This window comes from Streptomyces sp. NPDC002867 (genome assembly GCF_053591895.1).
Genome location: NZ_JBSFUR010000015.1, coordinates 25,619 through 44,829 on the forward strand (window position 1 = coordinate 25,619; position 19,211 = coordinate 44,829).

Genomic DNA, 19,211 nt, shown 5'->3' on the forward strand with positions numbered 1-19,211 from the left:
GCGTCCGGCTGCCGCCGCCCCACGGTCGCCTCCCCGCCGCCGTGCCTGGCGTCAGCCGCCGCACTGACGCAGCATCGCCCTCTTGTCGGCCGCCGTCACCGGCAGCTCGTACGCCGTCGCCACCTGGGCGAAGCGCACGGCGTAGGAGCAGCGGACGCGCTTGTGGGGCGGGAGCCAGGAGGCCGGCCCCGAGTCGCCCTTGGCGCTGTTCGCGCGGCCCTCGACCGGCAGCAGATTCAGCGGGTCGTTCGCGAGGCGCCGCCGCTTGGCGTCGTCCCAGCGGGCCGCCCCCATCTGCCAGCTGTACGACAGCGGCACGACGTGGTCTATCTGCACCTCGGCCGCCCGGCGCTTGCGCCACTCGATGGTCCTGCCGGTGTACGGGTCGTCCAGTGTCATGCGCACCACCACGCAGTCGGAGCCCGAGCGGTGGGCGAGGTCGTGGCCGTCGCGGGCGAGCAGGTCGTTGCGGGTGTCGCAGCCGTTCCGGGCGAACGGCACGCCGTCCGCCGTGTCCAGCCACGCGTAGCCGAACTCGTCCCGGTCGTAACCGGTCCTGGGCCCACGCCCCTTGGTGGCCAGTGCCTCGATGATCTCGCGGGCGTCCGCCCGCTCGCGGTCGGTGGTGAGGGCGCCGAGACCGGGGCGGGTCCCCTCGGGGTTGTCGAGGGGACTGGTGCCCGAGGACGAGCCCTGTGCAGGCTTTGCGCCGGCGCCTGGCCGGGCACCGGTGCCGTCACAGCCCGCGAGCACGACGACGGCCAGCAGCGCGGCCCCTCCCGCGAACGTCCCGTGTCTGGTCACGCCCGTACGCTACTGGAGCTGGACGAGCTCCGACCCCCGCGGGTGCACCGGGGCCGGCCGCGGCCGGCCCCGGTCGCCGACCGCTACGAGCGCTACGACCCAAGGATCGTGGTGAGGAACTCGCCCGTCCACGCCAGCAGTTCGCGGCCCACCACCGGCTTGCCGCCGATCTTGCCCGTCGTCGGGCGCGGGACCAGGATCTGGTGGACGGCCGGCTTGATCACCGTGCGCGGGTACAGCCGCTTCAGCCTCAGCTCCTGCGACTCGCGCAATTCCACGGGCGCGAAACGGATGTTGGGCCCCTGGAGCACGATCTCGCCGACGCCGCACGCCCGCGCCAGCATCCGCAGGCCCGCCACCAGCAGCAGGTTCTCGACGGGCTCCGGCAGCTTGCCGTAGCGGTCGGTGAGCTCCTCGCGGACCGCCTTGACGTCCTCCTCCGAGTTGGCGGAGGCGATCGCGCGGTACGCCTGGAGCCGCAGCCGCTCGCCCGGCGCGTAGTCGTGGGGGACGTGCGCGTCGACCGGCAGCTCGATCTTGACCTCCAGCGGCGGCTCCTCCTCCACACCGCCCTCCAGCGAGGCCCGGTAGTCCGCGACCGCCTCGCCGACCATCCGCACGTACAGGTCGAAGCCGACGCCCGCGATATGGCCGGACTGCTCGCCGCCGAGCAGGTTGCCCGCGCCGCGGATCTCCAGGTCCTTCATGGCGACGTACATGCCGGCGCCCATCTCGGTGTGCTGGGCGATCGTCGCGAGGCGCTCGTGCGCCGTCTCCGTGAGCGGCTTCTCCGGCGGGTAGAGGAAGTACGCGTAACCCCGCTCGCGGCCGCGGCCGACGCGGCCGCGCAGCTGGTGCAGCTGGGAGAGGCCGAAGTTGTCACCGCGCTCCACGATCAGGGTGTTGGCGTTGGAGATGTCGATGCCGGACTCGACGATCGTCGTCGAGACGAGCACGTCGAACTTCTTCTCCCAGAAGTCCACGACCACCTGCTCCAGGGCGCTCTCGCCCATCTGGCCGTGGGCCGTGGCGATCCGGGCCTCGGGCACGATCTCCCGCAGCCGCGCGGCCGCCCGGTCGATCGACTCGACGCGGTTGTGGATGTAGAAGATCTGGCCCTCGCGCAGCAGTTCGCGCCGCACGGCGGCGCCGATCTGCTTCTCCTCGTACGGGCCGACGAAGGTCAGCACCGGGTGCCGCTCCTCCGGAGGCGTCGTGATGGTCGACATCTCGCGGATGCCCGTGACCGCCATCTCCAGGGTCCGCGGAATGGGCGTGGCGGACATGGTCAGCACGTCCACGTTGGCGCGGAGCTTCTTCAGCTGCTCCTTGTGCTCGACGCCGAAGCGCTGCTCCTCGTCGACGATGACCAGCCCCAGGTCCTTGAACTTCGTCTCGGACGAGAAGAGGCGGTGCGTGCCGATGACGATGTCGACGGAACCGTCCCGCAGGCCCTCCAGCGTCGCCCTGGCCTCCCCGTCGGACTGGAAGCGGGACAACGCGCGGGTGACGACCGGGAATTGGGAGTAGCGCTCGGAGAACGTGCCGAAGTGCTGCTGCACCAGCAGCGTCGTCGGGACGAGGACGGCGACCTGCTTGCCGTCCTGCACCGCCTTGAAGGCGGCCCGCACCGCGATCTCCGTCTTTCCGTAGCCGACGTCGCCGCAGATCAGGCGGTCCATCGGGACCGTCTTCTCCATGTCCTCCTTCACCTCGGCGATCGTCGACAGCTGGTCGGGCGTCTCCACGTACGGGAAGGCGTCCTCCAGCTCCCGCTGCCAGGGCGTGTCGGGGCCGAAGGCGTGGCCGGGGGCGGCCATCCGGGCCGAGTACAGCTTGATGAGGTCGGCGGCGATCTCCTTGACCGCCTTCTTGGCGCGCGCCTTGGTCTTCGTCCAGTCGGCGCCGCCGAGCCGGTGCAGCGTCGGCGCCTCGCCGCCCACGTACTTGGTGACCTGCTCCAGCTGGTCGGTGGGGATGTAGAGCCGGTCGCCGGGCTGGCCGCGCTTGGCCGGGGCGTACTCGACGAGCAGGTACTCGCGGGTCGCGCCCTGCACGGTGCGCTGCACCATCTCGATGTAGCGGCCGACGCCGTGCTGTTCGTGGACGATGTAGTCCCCGGCCTCCAGCGTGAGCGGGTCGATGGTCTTGCGGCGCCGGGTCGGCATCCGCTGGCCGTCCTTGCCGGCCGCCTTCTGGCCGGACAGGTCGGTCTCGGTGAGGACGGCGATCCTGAGCGCCGGATCGACGAAACCGTGGTCGATGGAGCCGCAGGCGACATGGACGACGGACGGCGAGATCTCGGCGAGGTCCGCTTCGAGGCGGGCCGCGATGCCCTCGCCGCCCAGCACCTCGACGGTGCGGGAGGCGGGCCCGTGCGCCTCGGTGACGTAGACCGTGCGCCAGCCGTCGGCCAGCCAGCCCTTGGTGTCGGCGAGCGCCCGGGCGGTGTCGCCGCGGTACGTCTCCGGGGCGCGCATGCCCAGCTTGAGCGTGTCCTCGTCGAGGTCGGCGTCGGCGGCGAACGGGGACACCGACCACCACATCATGCCGAGCTCGCGGGCCCGGTCCCGTACGTCCGCGATCCCCCACAGCGAGGCCGCGCCGAGGTCGATGGGGGCCTCCCCGCCGCCCGCGGTCGCCGCCCACGACGCCTGGAGGAACTCCTGACTCGTCGCGACGAGGTCGGCGGCCCTCGTCCGCACCCGCTCCGGGTCGCACACGACGGCCATGGCGCCCTTCGGCAGGACGTCCAGCAGCAGCTCCATGTCGTCGACGAGCACGGGGGCCAGGGACTCCATGCCCTCGACCGCGATGCCCTCGGCGATCTTGCCGAGCAGCGCCCCGAGCTCCGGGTGCGCCTCGGCGAGCGCCGCGGCCCGCCGCCGTACGTCGTCGGTCAGCAGCAGCTCGCGGCACGGCGGCGCCCACAGCCCGTGCTCGGCGACCTCCAGCGAGCGCTGGTCGGCGACCTTGAAGTAACGGATCTCCTCGACGTCGTCGCCCCAGAACTCCACCCGCAGGGGGTGCTCCTCGGTCGGCGGGAAGACGTCCAGGATGCCGCCGCGCACCGCGAACTCGCCGCGCTTCTCGACCAGTTCGACCCGGGAGTACGCCGCGGCGGCGAGGCCCTCCACGACCTGGTTCAGATCGGCCTGCCAACCGGTGCGCAGCTCCACGGGCTCCAGGTCGCCGAGGCCCTTGACCTGCGGCTGCAGCACGGAGCGCACGGGCGCGACGACGACCTGGACGGGGCCTGCCGCCGGGTCGTCGGGCGAGGGGTGCGCGAGGCGGCGCAGCACGGCGAGGCGGCGGCCGACCGTGTCGGAGCGGGGCGACAGCCGCTCGTGCGGCAGCGTCTCCCAGGAGGGGTACTCGACGACGCCCTCGCCGGGCAGCAGTGAGCGCAGCGCAGCGGCCAGGTCCTCGGCCTCGCGGCCGGTCGCGGTGACGGCCAGCACGGGCCTGCCCGCCTCGCGGGCGAGGGCGGCCACGGCGAAGGGCCGCGCGGCGGGCGGCCCCACCAGATCGACGTGCATCCGGTGACCGTCCCCGGCCGCCTTGACCGCTTCGGCGAGCGCCGGGTCACGTACGACGGCATCCAGCAGACCGTGCAGGCTCATGAAGGGCTTTCCGTCCAGGAGGATCCGGGAGGATCCCCGGGGTGGGCAACGCGATGCGCCCGACACGTCTGGGTTCCCCATGTCGAAGACCAGGGGCGTGCCGGGGGTCTCCAGCGTACGACGGCGGTACGACACCCGCGTCCGGATCCCGCGCCGCCGGCCGGGAGCCGGAACTTCTCCGGTCCGGGTGTCAACCGGATGCGGTCCGCCGGGCGTACAGGCAGTGAGACCTGTCCGAACCCGGACGCGTCCGACCGACCGGGAGCCGCATTGACCGTCGAGGAGTTCGAGGAGTTCTACGCTCACTCCCTCAAACCGCTGGTGGGACAGCTCTACCTGATGACGGGGGACCTGCACGAGGCCCAGGACGTGGTCCAGGAGGCGTTCGTACGGGCCTGGGCGCGGCGTTCCCGGCTCTCCCGCGACGCGGGGCCCGAGGCGTGGATCCGTACGGTCGCCTGGAGGCTCGCGGTCAGCCGGTGGCGCAGGCGCGGGCGGTCCGACGAGGCGTGGCGCAGGCGGCACGGCGGCGCGCCGCCGACGAGTCCCGAACCGGAACCGGGGACGGTCGTCCTGGTGGACGCGCTGCGCGGGCTGTCGGACCGGCAGCGGCGGGTCGCCGTCCTGCACTACGTCTGCGATCTCACTGTCGAGCAGGTGGCGGCCGAGACCGGCCTGTCCTCCGGGACGGTCAAGACGCACCTCTCCCGCGCACGGGCCGCACTGCGGCCCCGGCTCACCGCCGAGGAGGACCACGGTGTCTGAGTTCCCCAGGGGTTTCCGGGACGACGAGGCCCTCGGCGACGCGCTCAAACGGGCGGCCGCGGCCGGGGCGGACGGGATCGTGCCCGAACCGGTCGCCGTGATCGCCGAGCGCGGGACGCGGCGCCGCCGCCGTCGCCATGCCCTGGTCGCGGCCTGCGCCGTGTGCGTGCTGGCCGGGGCGGGGGCGTTCGCCGGGCTGCGGCTCGCGTCGGACGGCCCCGCGCCGCCGGCGGCGCCGCCCTCGTCGGAGCTGCCTTCACCGATCGGGCCGGACCTGCCCGGCAGTCTCTCCCCCACGCCCGCTGTTCCGCCCGGCGCGTCCTCGTCGATGCCCTCCTGACCCGAAGAGGTTCACCCGCCATGCACGGAGCTCTCCTCGCCACGCCCGAGAACGCGATGTCCGGTCCCGGCACCGCGCCCGCCGTGCCCGCGCGGCGCCGGGACCGCTCGCCGTACGCCCTCGCGCTCGCGCTCTTCGTCGCCTACACGGCCGTCTCGGTGCTGCGGTACCGGCGTATGGAGACCCTGTCCTGGGATCTGGGCATCTTCGAGCAGGCGATCCGCGCCTACTCCCGCCTCCAGGCGCCCATCGCCGACCTGAAGGGACCGGGCACCCACATACTGGGCGACCACTTCAGCCCCGTGACCGCTCTGCTGGCCCCCGCGTACCGGCTCTTCCCCTCCCCCGTCACCCTGCTCGTCGCCCAGTCGGCGCTCTTCGCGCTCTCCGCCGTTCCCGTCGCCCGCGCGGCCGGCCGTCTGCTCGGACGCGCGTCCGGGCTCGCGGTCGCCGTCGCCTACGGACTGTCGTGGGGCATCCAGCGCGCGGTCGACTTCGACTTCCACGAGATCTGCTTCGCGGTCCCCCTCATCGCGTTCTCGCTGGAGGCCCTCCTGCGCGGACGGTGGCGCGCCGCCCTGATGTGGGCGGCGCCCCTGGTGCTGGTCAAGGAGGACCTGGGCCTGACCGCCGCGGCGATCGGGCTCGTCGTGGCCTGGCGCGCCCGCCGGGCGGCGCCGCGCAGCGCCCTGTGCGGGCTCGGGCTCGCCGCCTTCGGCACGGCGGCCACCCTGCTGACGCTCACCGTCGTCATACCGGCCTTCAACGCCACGGGTGGCTACGACTACTGGGCCAAGATCGACGGCGGTCTGTCCCCCTTCGCCGGTTCCGACGTCAAACTCCGCACGCTGGCCTGGCTGCTCCTTCCCACCGGCCTGTTCGCCCTCCGTTCGCCCCTGCTTCTCGTGGCCCTGCCCACGGTCGGCTGGCGCTTCCTGTCCGCCGACGACCACTACTGGTCCACGGACTGGCACTACAGCGCCGTGCTGATGCCGGTTCTCGCCCTCGCGCTCGCCGACGCGGTCCGCACGGCGGACCGCAGCCGCCGCCCGTGGCTACGGGCGTACGCGCACCGGCTGCCCGCCTGTGCGGCCGGCGCGGCACTCGCGCTCACCACCGCACTGCCGCTGTCGGCCCTGACCGACCCCGCCGCCTACCGCAAGAGCGCGGCGGTGACGGCCGTCGAGGACCTGCTCGCCCGCGTCCCCGACGGTGCGACGGTCGAGGCGAACGTCGGACCGATCAGCAGGCTCACCGGCCGCTGCCGGGTCCTGTGGGTGGGCAACGCACGGGGGACGACCCCGGACTTCATCGCCCTGGACAACCGCTCCGGCTGGGCCGGTGACCCGCTGGCGTACGCACGGCGGCTCCACCCCGAGGCGCGCTACCGGCAGGCTGGTACGGCAGGCGGCTACGTCGTACTGGAGCGCCGCGCCTGACTCCCGCACCGCCCGCCCCGACTCACCCGCGCACGGCGGCGGCCCCGAGCGTCCGTCGTGGACACCCGGGGCCGCCGCCTTGGTGCCGCGCCCGTACCCCCGTACCGGGCCCGCCGCCGTGCTACTCCGTGGCGATGGCGTTCAGTACGTTCATCCGGCCCGCGCGGAACGCCGGCACCAGCGCCGCGAACAGGCCCACGAACGCCGAAGCCACGAAGACCGTGATGATCGTCGGCCACGGGATCTCCAGGACGCCCAGGCCCTCCAGCGCCAGCAGCTTCTGCGCCGAGGCGCCCCAGCCCATGCCCAGGCCGAGTCCGAGCAGCGCACCGAAGAGGGCGATGACGACGGACTCCAGACGGATCATGCGGCGCAGCTGGCGGCGCGAGAGGCCGATCGCGCGCATCAGGCCGATCTCCCGGGTCCGCTCGACCACCGACAGGGCGAGGGTGTTCACCACACCGAGGACCGCGACGATGATCGCGAGCGCCAGCAGGCCGTAGACGATGTTCAGCAGCTGGCCGACCTGGTCCTTGAGGTCCTGCTTGAAGTCGGTCTGGTCCTGCACCTTGTACTGCGGGTAGTCGGCCAGCGACTTCTTCAGGGCGGCGTAGGCCTCCTTCTCCTTGCCGTCCACCGCCTTGGCGAACATGATCATGTTCTGGGGCATCCTGTCGGCCGGGACGTACCGGGCGGCGGTCGTGAGGTTCAGGTACATCGCGCCCTTGTCGACGTTCGTGTCGTCGGAGGTGATCGCGGCGACCTTCAGGTCCGCGCGCCGCCCGTTCTTGAACGCCACCTGGATCGAGTCGCCGACCTTCACGCCGTGCTTCTTCGCGTAGTCGTCGCCGACGGACATCGCGTCCTTGCCGTACGCGGCCTTCAGCTCGCCCGCCACGGTCTCGCGGCGCAGGTCGTCGGCGTACGTCGGGTCGGCGGCGACCAGGTTCAGGTCCTCGGAGGCGCCGTCGGGGCCGGTGATCTTCGCCCGCACGGACCGGTACTCGGTGATGTGCGCGATGTCCGGCGCCTTCTCCAGCGCCTGCTGGGCCTTCGGCACGATCGCCCGGCCGTCGTTGGCCGAGGACTGCACGATGAAGTCCGCGCCGACCGACTTGTCCAGCTCCTGTGTCGCCGAGGCGACCATCGAGGAGCCGACCACGGACAGGCAGGCCACCAGCGCGAGGCCGATCATCAGGGCGGCGCCGGTCGCTCCGGTCCGGCGCGGGTTGCGCAGCGCGTTGCGCTCCGCCATGCGTCCCACCGGGCCGAACATCCGCAGCACCAGGGCGCTGATCACCCGGACCACGACGCCCGCGAGCAGCGGGCCGACGACGATGAAGCCGATCAGGGACAGCACGACGCCCAGGCCGAGGAACATCGATCCCTCGCTCGCCTTGTCGGCCCGGGTGGCGACGACGAGCGCGGCCGCGCCGGCACCCGTGAGGACGAGGCCGATGACGGCGCGGACCCGTCCGGCCCGGCCGTCCGCCGGGGTTCCGGCGTCGCGCAGGGCGGCCATCGGGGAGACCTTGCCGGCCCGGCGGGCCGGGACGTAGGCGGCGAGCACGGTCACGACGATGCCGAGCGCCAGGCCGACCGCGGGGGTCGTCCACTTCACGGTCAGGTCGTCGGTCGAGAGGTTCATGCCGACCGCGCCCATGAGCTTCATCAGCCCGACGGCCAGGCCCACGCCGGCCGCGACGCCGGCGACGGAGCCGACCACGCCGAGCAGCACCGCCTCGACGAGCACGGAACGGTTGACCTGCCTGCGGCTGGAGCCGATCGCCCGCATCAGGCCGATCTCGCGGGTGCGCTGGGCGACCAGCATCGAGAAGGTGTTGACGATCAGGAAGATGCCGACGAGGAGCGCGATCCCGGCGAAGCCGAGCATCGCGTACTTCATCACGTCGAGGAAGGAACCGACCTCCTCGCGGCCCGCGTCCGCCGCTTCCTTCGCGGTCTGCAGCTTGTACGGGGCGTCCAAGGCGGCGGCCACGTTCTTCTTGAGCTGCTCGTCCGCCACGCCGGGCGCGGCGGTGACCAGGATCTGCGTGAACTGCCCCTCCTTGCCGAGGAGTCCGCGCTGGGCGGTCGCGGTGTCGAAGTAGACGACGGCCGCGCCCGGGTTGGTGACCTTGAAGGAGGCGATACCGGAGATCTTCGCGGTGAGGTCGCCGGTGACGGCGATCGTGCGCAGCTCGTCACCGAGCTTGAGGCCGTGCTTGTCGGCGGTGTCGGCGTCGACCATCACCTCGGTGGGGCCACGGGGTGCGTGGCCGGAGGTGATCTCCATGGACTTGAGCTCGTTCTTCGTCCAGTTGGCGGCGATCGTCGGCGCTCCGCCGTCGGACCCCATGTTCTTGTTCACCGAGTCGACGACGGTCACGCTCATGCTCATGACCGCGCCCTCGGCGGAGGCGACACCCTCCGCGGAGGCGATCTCGTCGACGAGGGAGGCCGGCAGTGCCTCGGGCCTGCCGGCGGCCGGGCTCTCGTCGTCGCCGGAGCCCTTGGGGCTGATGGTGACGTCGGAGGCGGTCACGGCGAAGAGCTTGTCGAACGTGGTGTTCATGGTGTCGGTGAACACCAGCGTGCCCGACACGAAGGCCACGGACAGCAGCACCGCCACCGCGGACAGCGCCATGCGGCCCTTGTGCGCGAAGAAGTTGCGCAGGGAGGTCTTGAGGACGCTCATGACGTACGCCCCCGGGCGTCGAAGTCCTTCATGCGGTCGAGGACGGCGTCGGCGGTGGGCCGGAGCATCTCGTCGACGATCCGGCCGTCGGCGAGGTAGAGCACACGGTCCGCGTAGGAGGCGGCGACCGGGTCGTGCGTGACCATCACGATCGTCTGGCCGAGTTCGTCGACGGAGCGGCGCAGGAAGCCGAGGACTTCGGCGCCCGCCCTCGAGTCGAGGTTTCCGGTCGGCTCGTCACCGAAGATGATCTCGGGCCGGGCGGCCAGCGCACGGGCGACGGCGACGCGCTGCTGCTGGCCGCCGGACAGCTGGGTCGGCCGGTGCTTCAGCCGCTCCGCCAGGCCGACGGTCTCGACGACCCTGTTCAGCCAGGCGGCGTCCGGCTTACGGCCGGCGATGTCCATGGGAAGGGTGATGTTCTCCAGGGCGTTCAGCGTCGGCAGCAGGTTGAACGCCTGGAAGATGAACCCGATCCGGTCCCGGCGCAGCTGCGTCAGCTTCTTGTCCTTGAGCCCGGTGATCTCGGTGTCGTCGAGGAAGATCTGCCCGGAGGTGACGGTGTCGAGGCCGGCCAGGCAGTGCATCAGCGTCGACTTGCCCGAGCCCGACGGGCCCATGATGGCGGTGAACTGCCCGCGGGCGATGTCCACATCGACGTGGTCGAGCGCGACGACCCGGGTCTCCCCGGCGCCGTAAGCCTTGACGACCTGCCGCCCCCGTGCGGCGACGGCCGTGCGCCCTCCGGTCTCCCCGTGGGCGGGGGTGGTTACAGCCGTAGTCACGGTAGGTCTCCTAGCTGTGGGAAGTGACGACGTCCGATCGCCACGGATACGAGTCGAGTCTTGCGACAGAAGCGGTCACGCGCGCTGGTGCGCAGCGCAGTCCTGGCCGGGGGTTTTCCCCACCCCCCGCCGGTGCGCGGCCCCGACCGCGGCTGTAGGACCAAGGTAAGGAACGGTCCCGGCCGTTCTCGTCGTCCGCCGGGACGACCGCTCCCTGAGCGGAAGTAAGGACAACCCCCTAGGGGCCCTCCACCCTCAGGTGGAGGCGCGGTACGACGAGCGTGCACCCTCCCCTTGCGTCAGGTTCAAGTGAGAGGGTGTCCCCCGGAAATAGATGCAGGGGGAAAGGATCTGGACGTGAGCATGGAGGAGACACCCCGGGGCCGCGCGGCCTCCCCGGCGACCGGCACCTCGGCGGCGGGGAGCGGCGGGGAGGCCGACCCGGCCACGGGGCGCCGCGGGCCAGTGGTCGCGGCACTCATGCTCGGGATGGCGCTCGCCGCGCTCGACGGGACCATCGTGTCCACCGCCGTACCCCAGATCGTGGGCGATCTCGGCGGGTTCTCCGTCTTCTCCTGGCTGTTCTCCGGCTACCTGCTCGCCGTCACCGTCACCCTGCCCGTCTACGGCAAGCTGTCGGACACCTTCGGCCGCAAGCCCGTCCTCGTCGCCGGCATCGTGCTGTTCCTGATCGGCTCCCTGCTGTGCGCCGTCGCCTGGAACATGGCCGCACTCATCGCGTTCCGCGTCGTCCAGGGGCTGGGCGGCGGCGCGCTCCAGGGCACGGTGCAGACGATCGCCTCCGACCTGTATCCGCTGAAGGAACGGCCCCGGATCCAGGCGAGGCTGTCGACGGTGTGGGCGACGTCGGCGGTGGCGGGCCCGGCGATCGGCGGGCTGCTCGCCGCGTACGCCGACTGGCGCTGGATCTTCCTGCTCAACCTGCCGGTCGGTGCCGTCGCGCTGTGGCTGGTCGTCCGCCACCTGGCCGAGCCGTCCCGCCCCGCGCCCGCGGCCCGTCCCCGCGTCGACTGGGCCGGAGCGCTGCTCGTCTTCGCGGCGGGCAGCCTGCTCCTCACCGCCCTGGTCCAAGGCGGCATCGCCTGGCCCTGGCTGTCGGCGCCCTCCCTCGCGCTGTTGGGCGGCAGCGCCGTCCTGATCGCCGCCACGGTCGTCGTCGAGCGCCGTGCCGCCGAGCCGATCATTCCCGCCTGGGTCTGGCGCCGCCGCACCATCGCGGCGGTGAACCTCGCCCTGGGGGCGCTCGGCCTGTTGATGGTGGCGCCCACGGTGTTCCTGCCGACGTACGCGCAGTCCGTCCTCGGCCTCGGGCCCATCGCGGCGGGCTTCGTGCTCTCGGTGATGACGCTGAGCTGGCCGGTCAGCGCCGCGCTGTCCAACCACGTCTACACACGCATCGGCTTCCGCCTGACCGCGATCATCGGCATCGGCCTGGCCATGCTGATCCTGCTCGCGTTCCCCCTGCTGCCGTTCCCGGGCGCGCCGTGGCAGCCGGCGCTCATCATGCTGCTGCTCGGTGCCGCGCTCGGGCTCTTCCAGCTCCCCCTGATCGTCGGCGTCCAGTCCACGGTCGGCTGGTCCGAGCGCGGCACGACGACCGCGTCGGTCCTCTTCTGCCGCCAGGTGGGCCAGTCGGTGGGCGCGGCCCTGTTCGGCGCGGTCGCCAACGCCGTGCTCGTCTCCCGCCTGGGCGGCGGCGACCTCGACTCCGTCTCGCGGGCGCTGGAGCACCCCGCCTCGGGCGCGGCGACCGACACACTCCGCAGGGCGGTGGACGCCGCGGTGGACCACGTCTACGTGGGAGCGGCGGCCGCCGCCGGACTGGCGCTGCTGGCGCTGGTGTTCGTGGCGCCGCGCAGGTTCCCGGTCATCGCCGACAAGGCCGGCAAGGCCGACGCCTGAGACGCCGTCGGCCGGCAGCGGGGCACGCTCGCGGGCCGAATCGTCACCGAAACGACATACCGAACGGTCAGTAACCTCTTACGCAAGGGCTTTACCGGTGAGTAACGTACGCAAACCACCAGTGCGCCACCCGCCCCGTCCCCCGAGGCGGCAAGGAGCGAGAACCGATGTCGTACCACCAGCTCTTCCCCGAACCACCCCCGCCGCCCAGACCGGCCGGCCGCCACCGCCACGACGCGGCGTCCCACGGCTGGGACGACGGCCCACAGCCCTCGGCCGGCGCCGGGCAGCCGCAGGACCCCTGGGACACCGCGCGCCGGCGGCCGCAGCAGCAGCGCTGGGACGCCCCCCGGCAACAGCCGGAGCCGGACCCCGCCCCCGACGACCGCGGCGACATGCGCGCACTCGGCTCGGCCTACCGCCGCCTGCGCCGCGTCGCGACGCTGACCGCGCTCGGCTACTTCGTCCTCTTCCTGGTCCTGTCCGGCTACGCCCCGGGGACGATGACGGACCGGATCACCGGCGGACTGACCACCGGACTCGTGCTCGGGCTGCTCCAACTGCCCGTGGCGCTCGCCGCGATCGCGGTCTACGAACGGATCGCGCGCAGACGGGTCGACCCGCTCGCGCACGCCATACGGGAGCGGGCCGGGACGGCAGCCGCCGACCGGACCGAGGACCAGAGCCGTCCGGGCCGCCCCGCGTGGCAGCAGCCCATGGGAGGTACGCACGCATGACCGGCTTCAGCTCCGAGGCGCAGACCATGTCGCTGATCGCCTTCATGACCGTCATCACGGTCACGCTGCTGCTGTGCGTGATGACCGGCCCCGACCGCGACGACCTGGGCGAGTTCTACACCGGCTACCGCTCCCTGACGCCCGTGCAGAGCGGCCTCGCCATCGCCGGCGACTACATCTCCGCCGGCACCGTGCTCGGCACCATCGGCATCATCGCGCTCCTCGGCTTCGACGGGGTGACGCTCGCCCTGAGCACCGTGCTCTCCCTGGTGCTGATGATGTTCCTGCTGGCCGAACCCCTGCGCAACGCGGGCCGGTTCACCATGGGCGACGTCTTCAGCCGCCGCGCCCCCGGCCCCGCCGTACGGATCGTCACGGCCGCGGTCACCCTCACCGCGCTGCTGCCGCTGGTCGTCTTCCAGCTCGCGGGCGCGGGCGACCTGCTCGCCGTCGTCCTCGGCTTCCACGCCGACGGGTTCAAGACCGGGGCCATCGTGTTCCTCGGCCTGCTGATGATCGCCTACGCGGCGATCGGCGGAATGAAGGGCACCGCCTTCATCCAGATCGTCAAGACCGTCGTCCTGCTGGTGGCGGCCACGGCCGTCACGCTGCTCGTCCTCGAACGCTTCGACTTCAGCCTGCCCGTACTGCTGGACGCCGCCGCGCGGGGCAGCGGGGCGGGCGACGCCTACCTCGCCTCCGGGCTCCAGTTCGTCGGCGACGAAATCGACATGATCAGCACGCAGTTGACGATCGTGCTCGGCGCCGCCGTCCTGCCGCAGATCACGATGCGCATGTTCACCGCGCGCAGCGCCACCGCCGTGCGGCGTTCGATGTCGTGGGCCGTCTCCATCGTCGTCGTGACCTGCCTGCTGAGCGTCGTCATCGGCTTCGGCGCGGCGGCCGTCGTCGGGCACGAGACGCTCGTCACCGGAGACCCGCAGGGCAAGACCGCGTTCCTGATGGTCACTCAGGCCGTTCTCGGCTCCGATCCGACGACGCTCGAGACACTGCTGTTCACGGCAGTCGCCACGGCGATCTTCCTCACGCTGCTCGCCTCCGTCGCCGGAATCACGCTCGCCTGCGCCAACACCCTGGCGCACGACCTCGTCGCGCACGGACTGCGCCGGGCGACGCTGCCGCCCCGCACGGAGACGGCCATCGCCCGGGCCGCCGCGGCCGGGGTCGGCCTGGTCGCCCTCGTCATCGCCGCCGGGGCCCGGCACCTCAACCTCCAGGCGCTGCTGACCCTGTCGTTCTGCATCGGCGCCTCCGCGGTCGCCCCGGCGCTCGTCTACAGCCTCTTCTGGCGCCGCTTCTCCCGCACGGGTCTGCTCGCCACCCTCGTGACGGGCACCGTCGCCTCGCTGATCCTGATGACCGGCAGCAACCTCGTGTCCGGATCGCCGCAATCCGTCTTCCCGGACGCGGACTTCAACTGGTTCCCGTTCACGACGACGGGCCTCGTGTCCGTACCGCTGGGCTTCCTCGCGGGCCGGCTCGGCACGGTCCTGTCCGAACGCGACCGGGCCGGGGAACGACAGCGCTACGAGGAGCTGGAACCGGCGATCCTGGCCGGCGCCGTGGAAACCACCCCCGGGTCGTAACCGTCGGCAGTGCCCCGAGGACGGGTGATCCCGAGTCCTGAACACACGGCCGGGCGCCGTGGTCCGCCCTCGCGGACCACGGCGCCCGGCCTGTTGCTCAACGGGTCAGAGCAGCCCGTCCCACATCTGCTCCAGCAGCACCGACCACCAGCTCTCCGGCGACGACAGCGCCGCCGGGTCCAGGGCGGCCAACTGCGCCTGGAAGTCGACCGTCCAGCGGCCCGCCTGCTCCGGGTTCAGCCCGAAGCGCAGCCGCCACATGCGGCCGAGCAGCGCCATGCAGCGCACGAACTCGGGCAGGCCCGTGTTCACGAACTGCGGCGCCACCGGCGCACCGCCCGGGCCGCCCTCGACCGGGACCGCCACGATGTGCGCCGTGCCGTACTGGACACAGATCGCACGGCCGAAGTCGCTGCCGAGCACCAGGTACGAGCCCGCGTCCGACGCGGGCTGCACCTGCCGCTGCGCGGCGAGCTCCGCGAGCGTCGGCACCACCGGCTGGGCCGGCTGAGCCCAGAAGAACGGGTTGAAGTCGCCCGGCAGGCCCGCCCACACCAGGGTCGCCGCCACGATCTCCGGCACGCCCTGGCGCGACACCGCCCGCTGGTCGAACCGGCACAGCCCCTGCGGGCCGAACGCCGCCGCCAGCTCCTGTGCGACACCCTCCGGAGGGATCGGCGCAGCGGGCGGAACCTGCGGCAGCGGGGCACGCACCGGCGCGGGCCGGGCGGGCCCGTCCGCGACCTGGTGCAACTCGCCCTGGTGGGCGATCAGTTGCGCCATGCCCTGCTGACGGGACGCGTGGTCCCTGCCGTACGGGGCGATCGAGGTGATCCGCGCCTGCGGCCACGTCTCACGGATCATGCGCGCGCAGTACGCCCCCGGCAGCTCGCACGACTCCAGCTCGGTGTGCAGCTCCAGCACCTGCTGCGGCGGCACGTTCATGGCGCGCAGTTCGTGCAGGATCTGCCACTCCGGATGCGGGGTGCCCGGCGCCGAACGGCGGATCAGCTGGGCCTCGGAGCCGTCGGGCGCGCGGTAGCGCAGCACCGCCTGGTAGCCGGGGCCGACCGTCGGCACACCGGACGGCTGCTGCGGGTAGCCGTACGCGGGCGGGCCGCCCGCCGGCTGCCCGGGCCGCGGCACGTGCGGCACCGGACCGGGGGCGCCGGGAGCGCCGGGAGGCCCCGGAGGCTGCGGGGCGCCCGGACCCATCTGCGCGGGACCGGCCAGCATCGTCGCCGCATGATGCACCCCACCACCCGGAGGCGGCGTCGCACCCGGAGGCGCAGGCGGACCAGGAGGCGGCGGCGTCGAACCCGCAGGACGCGGCGGACCAGGAGGCCCCGGAGGCTGCGGGGCGCCCGGACCCATCTGCGCGGGACCGGCCAGCATCGTCGCCGCATGATGCACCCCACCACCCGGAGGCGGCGTCGCACCCGGAGGCGCAGGCGGACCAGGAGGCGGCGGCGTCGAACCGGACGGCTCGGGGGGCTGCGGCCCCTCCGGGCCGAGCTGCGAGACGAGTTGCGTCGGCAGATAGCCGCCCGCGGGCGCGCCGGGAGTCCCCGGGCCCGTCGGCGGCGGCGTGGCACCCGGCCGTGCGCCGGGCGTGCCCGGAGCACCGGGCGGCGGCGGAGGCGTCGCGCCCCCGGCAGCCCCGCCGCGCGCACCGCGCGGCGGAAGGACCGCCTTGCTCGTCGCCGCGTCCGCGATGTCGGCCGCGCTCGGGCCCTGCGGGGCGGCCGGCGGGCCGGCGGGCGGGCCGGCGGGCGGCGGCGTCGCCGAGGAGGGGGCCGAGGGAACGGGCGGCCGCGCGCCCGGCCCGGCCTGCGGGTCGAGCGCCGGAGCGACCGCCGTAGGCGGCAGCCGGCTCCCGCCCGACATGAGCGCCGTCGGAGCATCGGGGGCGACCGGCGGCGGGGTGGCGTCGCCGTCCACCGTCACCGGCGGCGCGAACACCGTCGCGGGCAGCGGCACGGACACGTCGTCGCCGCCGTCCGCGCTCGTGTCCGTCCAGCCGGTGCTCCCGGCCGGACGTGCGGGCACACCGTCGGACGCCGTCGGCTCGTGGTCGCCGCCGCCCGCGCTCGGCCACGCAGGGCCGCCGCCGCGCGGGGCGTCCCCGTCGTCCGCAGCAGCGCCGGCATCCGGCCACGGAGCGGCGGCCGCAGGCGCCGACGAGGAACTCCCCGTCGCCTGCGAGGAGTTGCCGCCGGACGAAGCGGAGTCGTCGTCGCCCGTGGCGGGGGTCCCTCCCAGGCCGGAGACACCCGCAGAGGACGGCACACCCGCCGGCGCGGGCGACGCGTCGGCGTCCGCGCCGGACACCGCCGCACGCCGGTCCGGGATGCCCAGCTTGTCCGCCGCCTCCTGCAACCACTCCGGCGGGCTCAGCAGGAACGACGTCTGGTTCAGATCGATACGCTGCGGCGGCTCCGCCGCGGACGGGGCCGCCGCGGCCACCTGCGCCCCGTACTCCTCCTCGTACCGGCGGATCACCTCACCCACCGGCAGCCCCGGCCACAGCGTCACCTCACCGCTGTCCCGGGCGATCACCAGCCGCTGCTCCCCGCCGTCCGAACGCGCACCCCCCTCGCGGTCCTCCGCCCACACCACGAAGCCCAGCTCGAACTCCCGCACCCGCACCTCGCGGTGCTGGTACGCGGGCACATCACCGTTCACCCACTCCTCGGCGCGCTCCTGCGCCTGCGCAAACGTCACCATCGGACCGTCACCCCTCGCCCGCAACCGGAACGGCCCGCGCGAAGCCGCCGTCCACCATCAGATTCGCCACGGTCTCCAGCTCCGGCGGATTGCCGGCGAGCCGCCGCAGGAACGCGTCGAAGTCCTCGCCGCACGGCAGCAGCAGGCGATCCACCCGCTCCTGCACGTTCCAGCCGGCCGCTTCGCTGACGTCCCGCGCGTCGTCGTACGCGCAGAACCACACCGACCCGACGTCCGAACCCCTCACCTTCACCGCGAGGATCCCGCCCTGGACGAAGGCGACGCCCAGATAGTCCTTCGTCAGATGGTCGCGAAGACACTTGTTGACATACACCAGGTCGTTCACCGCGGCCTCGTCGCGCACCGTGAAGAACGGCTGGTCCACCAGCAGCCCCAGCTCCGCGTCGAGCGCCGCGCCCACCGGCGCGCAACCGCCCGCCGCCTTGAGGAAGGAGCGGTACGGGCCGGGCAGCCGGTAGCCCAGGTCCTCCTCCACCCCCTGCAACTGCTGCTCGGTCACCGACACCGCGTTCCTCGGCAGACCGAAGTGCGCGGGCCGCGTCTCCTGGAGCGGGCGCGTGCCGCGCTTGCCCTGGTCCACCGGAGCCGTCGCCAGACCGCCGTGATGCCGCAGCAGCGCCTTCACCTCGACCGGCACCAGCTCGAGCCGGCGCGTCCCCGGCACGTGGTGCCAGGTCCAGCCGTGCGGCGTCGCCACCGCGGGAACCGTGTCCCACAGCGCGTGCCCGTCCGCGTGCAGCGCCGCGTTCGCCGACACGAAGTCGGTCAGCCGCAGCTCGTCCACGCCGAAGCCCTCCGGAGGCTCGGCGATCTCCGCAGCCGCCCGCGCGTACGGCGAGAAGTCCGGGAAGCCGTTGTCGTCGATGCGCACCCCGCGCGGATGACGCGCCGCCCGGACCGGATCCGGGAAGTGCACGACCTGCCCGGCGTAGGCCGCATTCGGTGGCGCGGTACGCGCGCCGGCCCCGGGGCCCATTGCTGCCCCCAGGCCCTGCCGACCTGTCGTCATGGCGATTTGCCCCCTGTGGCGTCTGGCTGGTTCAGCACAGCCTATGCGGTACGGCAAGACGGGCTGCCGACGCTCCGCTTCCGTAACGAACAGTCACTTTCGAGTGACCCAGAGCCCATCGGCGACACGTTTCAGCGACCCAGCTTCCACACCCCCCACCCCATTTGGCAGGCTGTTCCCTCGCCACTCGGGGGAGTGCACGGGAGGGACCGAAGCGCCATGCACACAGCGCGACCACGCACGACCGGTGATCCACGCCTCAACTGGAGCAGCGACGACACCACACGCCCGCCCGGCCTCCGCCACCGCCGCGACGGCATCCTGCCCGCCGTCGCCGCCGCACTCTCCGTACGCGGCGAGACCCTGACCTGCACCGCGGGCAAAGGCGACCAGCCACCCACACTCCACCCACTCGTACAGGACTTCCTCGACACCCTCACCAGCGGCCAGCGCGAACGCTTCACCGGCCGGTGCCCCGAGGCCATCCTGCTCTCCCGGCACCTCGCCTCCGCCGAGAGCCAGCGCTCCAAACGCGCCCAGCGCAAGCCCCTCACCCACAGCGAGGCCCGCCGCGCGCTCAAGCACTCCAAGCTCACCGCACGACGCATCCGCGAGGACGGCGACCCGCTCCACGGCAGCTACGCGCCGCCCTGCCGGTCGTGCACCGCGATGCTCGACCACTTCGGCGTACGCCCCGTCGACCCGACCGCACCCGAGAACGGCTGACACCCAC

Annotated in this window: 13 protein-coding genes; 7 read left to right on the forward strand and 6 right to left on the reverse strand. The window is 73.0% G+C overall.

Annotated elements, in window-relative coordinates:
- Positions 1-51 precede the first annotated feature (51 nt).
- Positions 52-804: an HNH endonuclease family protein gene (locus tag ACWD0A_RS16795; protein ID WP_451298712.1), complete on the reverse strand. Its 753-nt coding sequence runs from the start codon at positions 802-804 to the stop codon at positions 52-54.
- Between the two features lie 92 nt (positions 805-896).
- Positions 897-4,427: a transcription-repair coupling factor gene (gene mfd / locus ACWD0A_RS16800; RefSeq protein ID WP_451298714.1), complete on the reverse strand. Its 3,531-nt coding sequence runs from the start codon at positions 4,425-4,427 to the stop codon at positions 897-899.
- 270 nt (positions 4,428-4,697) lie between these two features.
- Between mfd and ACWD0A_RS16805 the strand changes: the two genes are divergently transcribed.
- From ACWD0A_RS16805 to ACWD0A_RS16815, 3 genes are read left to right on the forward strand one after another with little or no spacing between them, the layout of a single operon-like run.
- Positions 4,698-5,192 (forward strand): SigE family RNA polymerase sigma factor, encoded by a 495-nt coding sequence (locus ACWD0A_RS16805; RefSeq protein WP_451298716.1) that lies wholly within the window; start codon positions 4,698-4,700, stop codon positions 5,190-5,192.
- Entirely contained in the window at positions 5,185-5,532 is a 348-nt protein-coding gene (gene cwsA, locus ACWD0A_RS16810) for a cell wall synthesis protein CwsA (RefSeq protein WP_451298718.1), read from the forward strand. Before ACWD0A_RS16805 ends, cwsA begins: the two co-directional genes overlap by 8 nt.
- A 20-nt stretch (positions 5,533-5,552) precedes the next feature.
- Entirely contained in the window at positions 5,553-6,971 is a 1,419-nt protein-coding gene (locus ACWD0A_RS16815) for a DUF2079 domain-containing protein (RefSeq protein WP_451298720.1), read from the forward strand.
- A 121-nt stretch (positions 6,972-7,092) separates the two neighbouring features.
- On the opposite strand, the gene ACWD0A_RS16820 is transcribed toward ACWD0A_RS16815, so the two are convergent.
- Together ACWD0A_RS16820 and ACWD0A_RS16825 are read right to left on the reverse strand one after the other, a co-directional pair.
- Complete coding sequence (locus tag ACWD0A_RS16820) at positions 7,093-9,669, reverse strand: ABC transporter permease (protein WP_451298722.1); 2,577 nt, start codon at positions 9,667-9,669, stop codon at positions 7,093-7,095.
- Entirely contained in the window at positions 9,666-10,454 is a 789-nt protein-coding gene (locus ACWD0A_RS16825; RefSeq protein ID WP_177152391.1) for an ABC transporter ATP-binding protein, read from the reverse strand. Before ACWD0A_RS16825 ends, ACWD0A_RS16820 begins: the two co-directional genes overlap by 4 nt.
- Before the next feature lie 363 nt (positions 10,455-10,817).
- Here ACWD0A_RS16825 and ACWD0A_RS16830 point away from each other — a divergent pair, with 363 nt between their 5' ends.
- The 3 genes from ACWD0A_RS16830 to ACWD0A_RS16840 all read left to right on the forward strand — a co-directional run bounded on the left by ACWD0A_RS16830 (position 10,818) and on the right by ACWD0A_RS16840 (position 14,721).
- A complete protein-coding gene (locus tag ACWD0A_RS16830) occupies positions 10,818-12,377 on the forward strand; it encodes an MFS transporter (protein WP_451298896.1) in 1,560 nt (519 codons plus the stop codon).
- Positions 12,378-12,544: 167 nt separating this feature from the next.
- Positions 12,545-13,114: a DUF485 domain-containing protein gene (locus ACWD0A_RS16835; RefSeq protein WP_451298725.1), complete on the forward strand. Its 570-nt coding sequence runs from the start codon at positions 12,545-12,547 to the stop codon at positions 13,112-13,114.
- Positions 13,111-14,721, forward strand: coding sequence for a sodium/solute symporter (locus tag ACWD0A_RS16840; RefSeq protein ID WP_451298727.1), 1,611 nt, complete (start codon positions 13,111-13,113; stop codon positions 14,719-14,721). Before ACWD0A_RS16835 ends, ACWD0A_RS16840 begins: the two co-directional genes overlap by 4 nt.
- A 105-nt stretch (positions 14,722-14,826) precedes the next feature.
- Here the strand turns inward: ACWD0A_RS16840 and ACWD0A_RS16845 are convergent, their stop codons facing one another.
- Together ACWD0A_RS16845 and ACWD0A_RS16850 are read right to left on the reverse strand one after the other, a co-directional pair.
- Positions 14,827-17,448 carry an SUKH-4 family immunity protein gene (locus tag ACWD0A_RS16845; RefSeq protein ID WP_451298729.1) on the reverse strand — a complete coding sequence of 874 codons (2,622 nt, stop codon included), beginning with the start codon at positions 17,446-17,448 and terminating at the stop codon, positions 14,827-14,829.
- 7 nt (positions 17,449-17,455) lie between these two features.
- The gene (locus ACWD0A_RS16850) at positions 17,456-18,478 is read right to left on the reverse strand and encodes an SMI1/KNR4 family protein (RefSeq protein WP_451298731.1); all 1,023 of its coding nucleotides are present in this window, start codon (positions 18,476-18,478) and stop codon (positions 17,456-17,458) included.
- A 219-nt stretch (positions 18,479-18,697) separates the two neighbouring features.
- On the opposite strand from ACWD0A_RS16850, the gene ACWD0A_RS16855 reads away from it, so the two are divergent.
- Positions 18,698-19,204, forward strand: coding sequence for a YwqJ-related putative deaminase (locus ACWD0A_RS16855; protein ID WP_451298733.1), 507 nt, complete (start codon positions 18,698-18,700; stop codon positions 19,202-19,204).
- Positions 19,205-19,211 lie beyond the last annotated feature (7 nt).

Coding starts and splice junctions, on each gene's coding strand:
- ACWD0A_RS16835 (WP_451298725.1), top strand. CDS start 12,545: ATGTCGTACCACCAGCTCTTCCCCGAACCACCCCCGCCGCCCAGACCG.
- ACWD0A_RS16850 (WP_451298731.1), bottom strand. CDS start 18,478: ATGACGACAGGTCGGCAGGGCCTGGGGGCAGCAATGGGCCCCGGGGCC.
- ACWD0A_RS16840 (WP_451298727.1), top strand. CDS start 13,111: ATGACCGGCTTCAGCTCCGAGGCGCAGACCATGTCGCTGATCGCCTTC.
- ACWD0A_RS16845 (WP_451298729.1), bottom strand. CDS start 17,448: ATGGTGACGTTTGCGCAGGCGCAGGAGCGCGCCGAGGAGTGGGTGAAC.
- ACWD0A_RS16830 (WP_451298896.1), top strand. CDS start 10,818: ATGGAGGAGACACCCCGGGGCCGCGCGGCCTCCCCGGCGACCGGCACC.
- ACWD0A_RS16815 (WP_451298720.1), top strand. CDS start 5,553: ATGCACGGAGCTCTCCTCGCCACGCCCGAGAACGCGATGTCCGGTCCC.
- ACWD0A_RS16820 (WP_451298722.1), bottom strand. CDS start 9,669: ATGAGCGTCCTCAAGACCTCCCTGCGCAACTTCTTCGCGCACAAGGGC.
- ACWD0A_RS16855 (WP_451298733.1), top strand. CDS start 18,698: ATGCACACAGCGCGACCACGCACGACCGGTGATCCACGCCTCAACTGG.
- mfd (WP_451298714.1), bottom strand. CDS start 4,427: ATGAGCCTGCACGGTCTGCTGGATGCCGTCGTACGTGACCCGGCGCTC.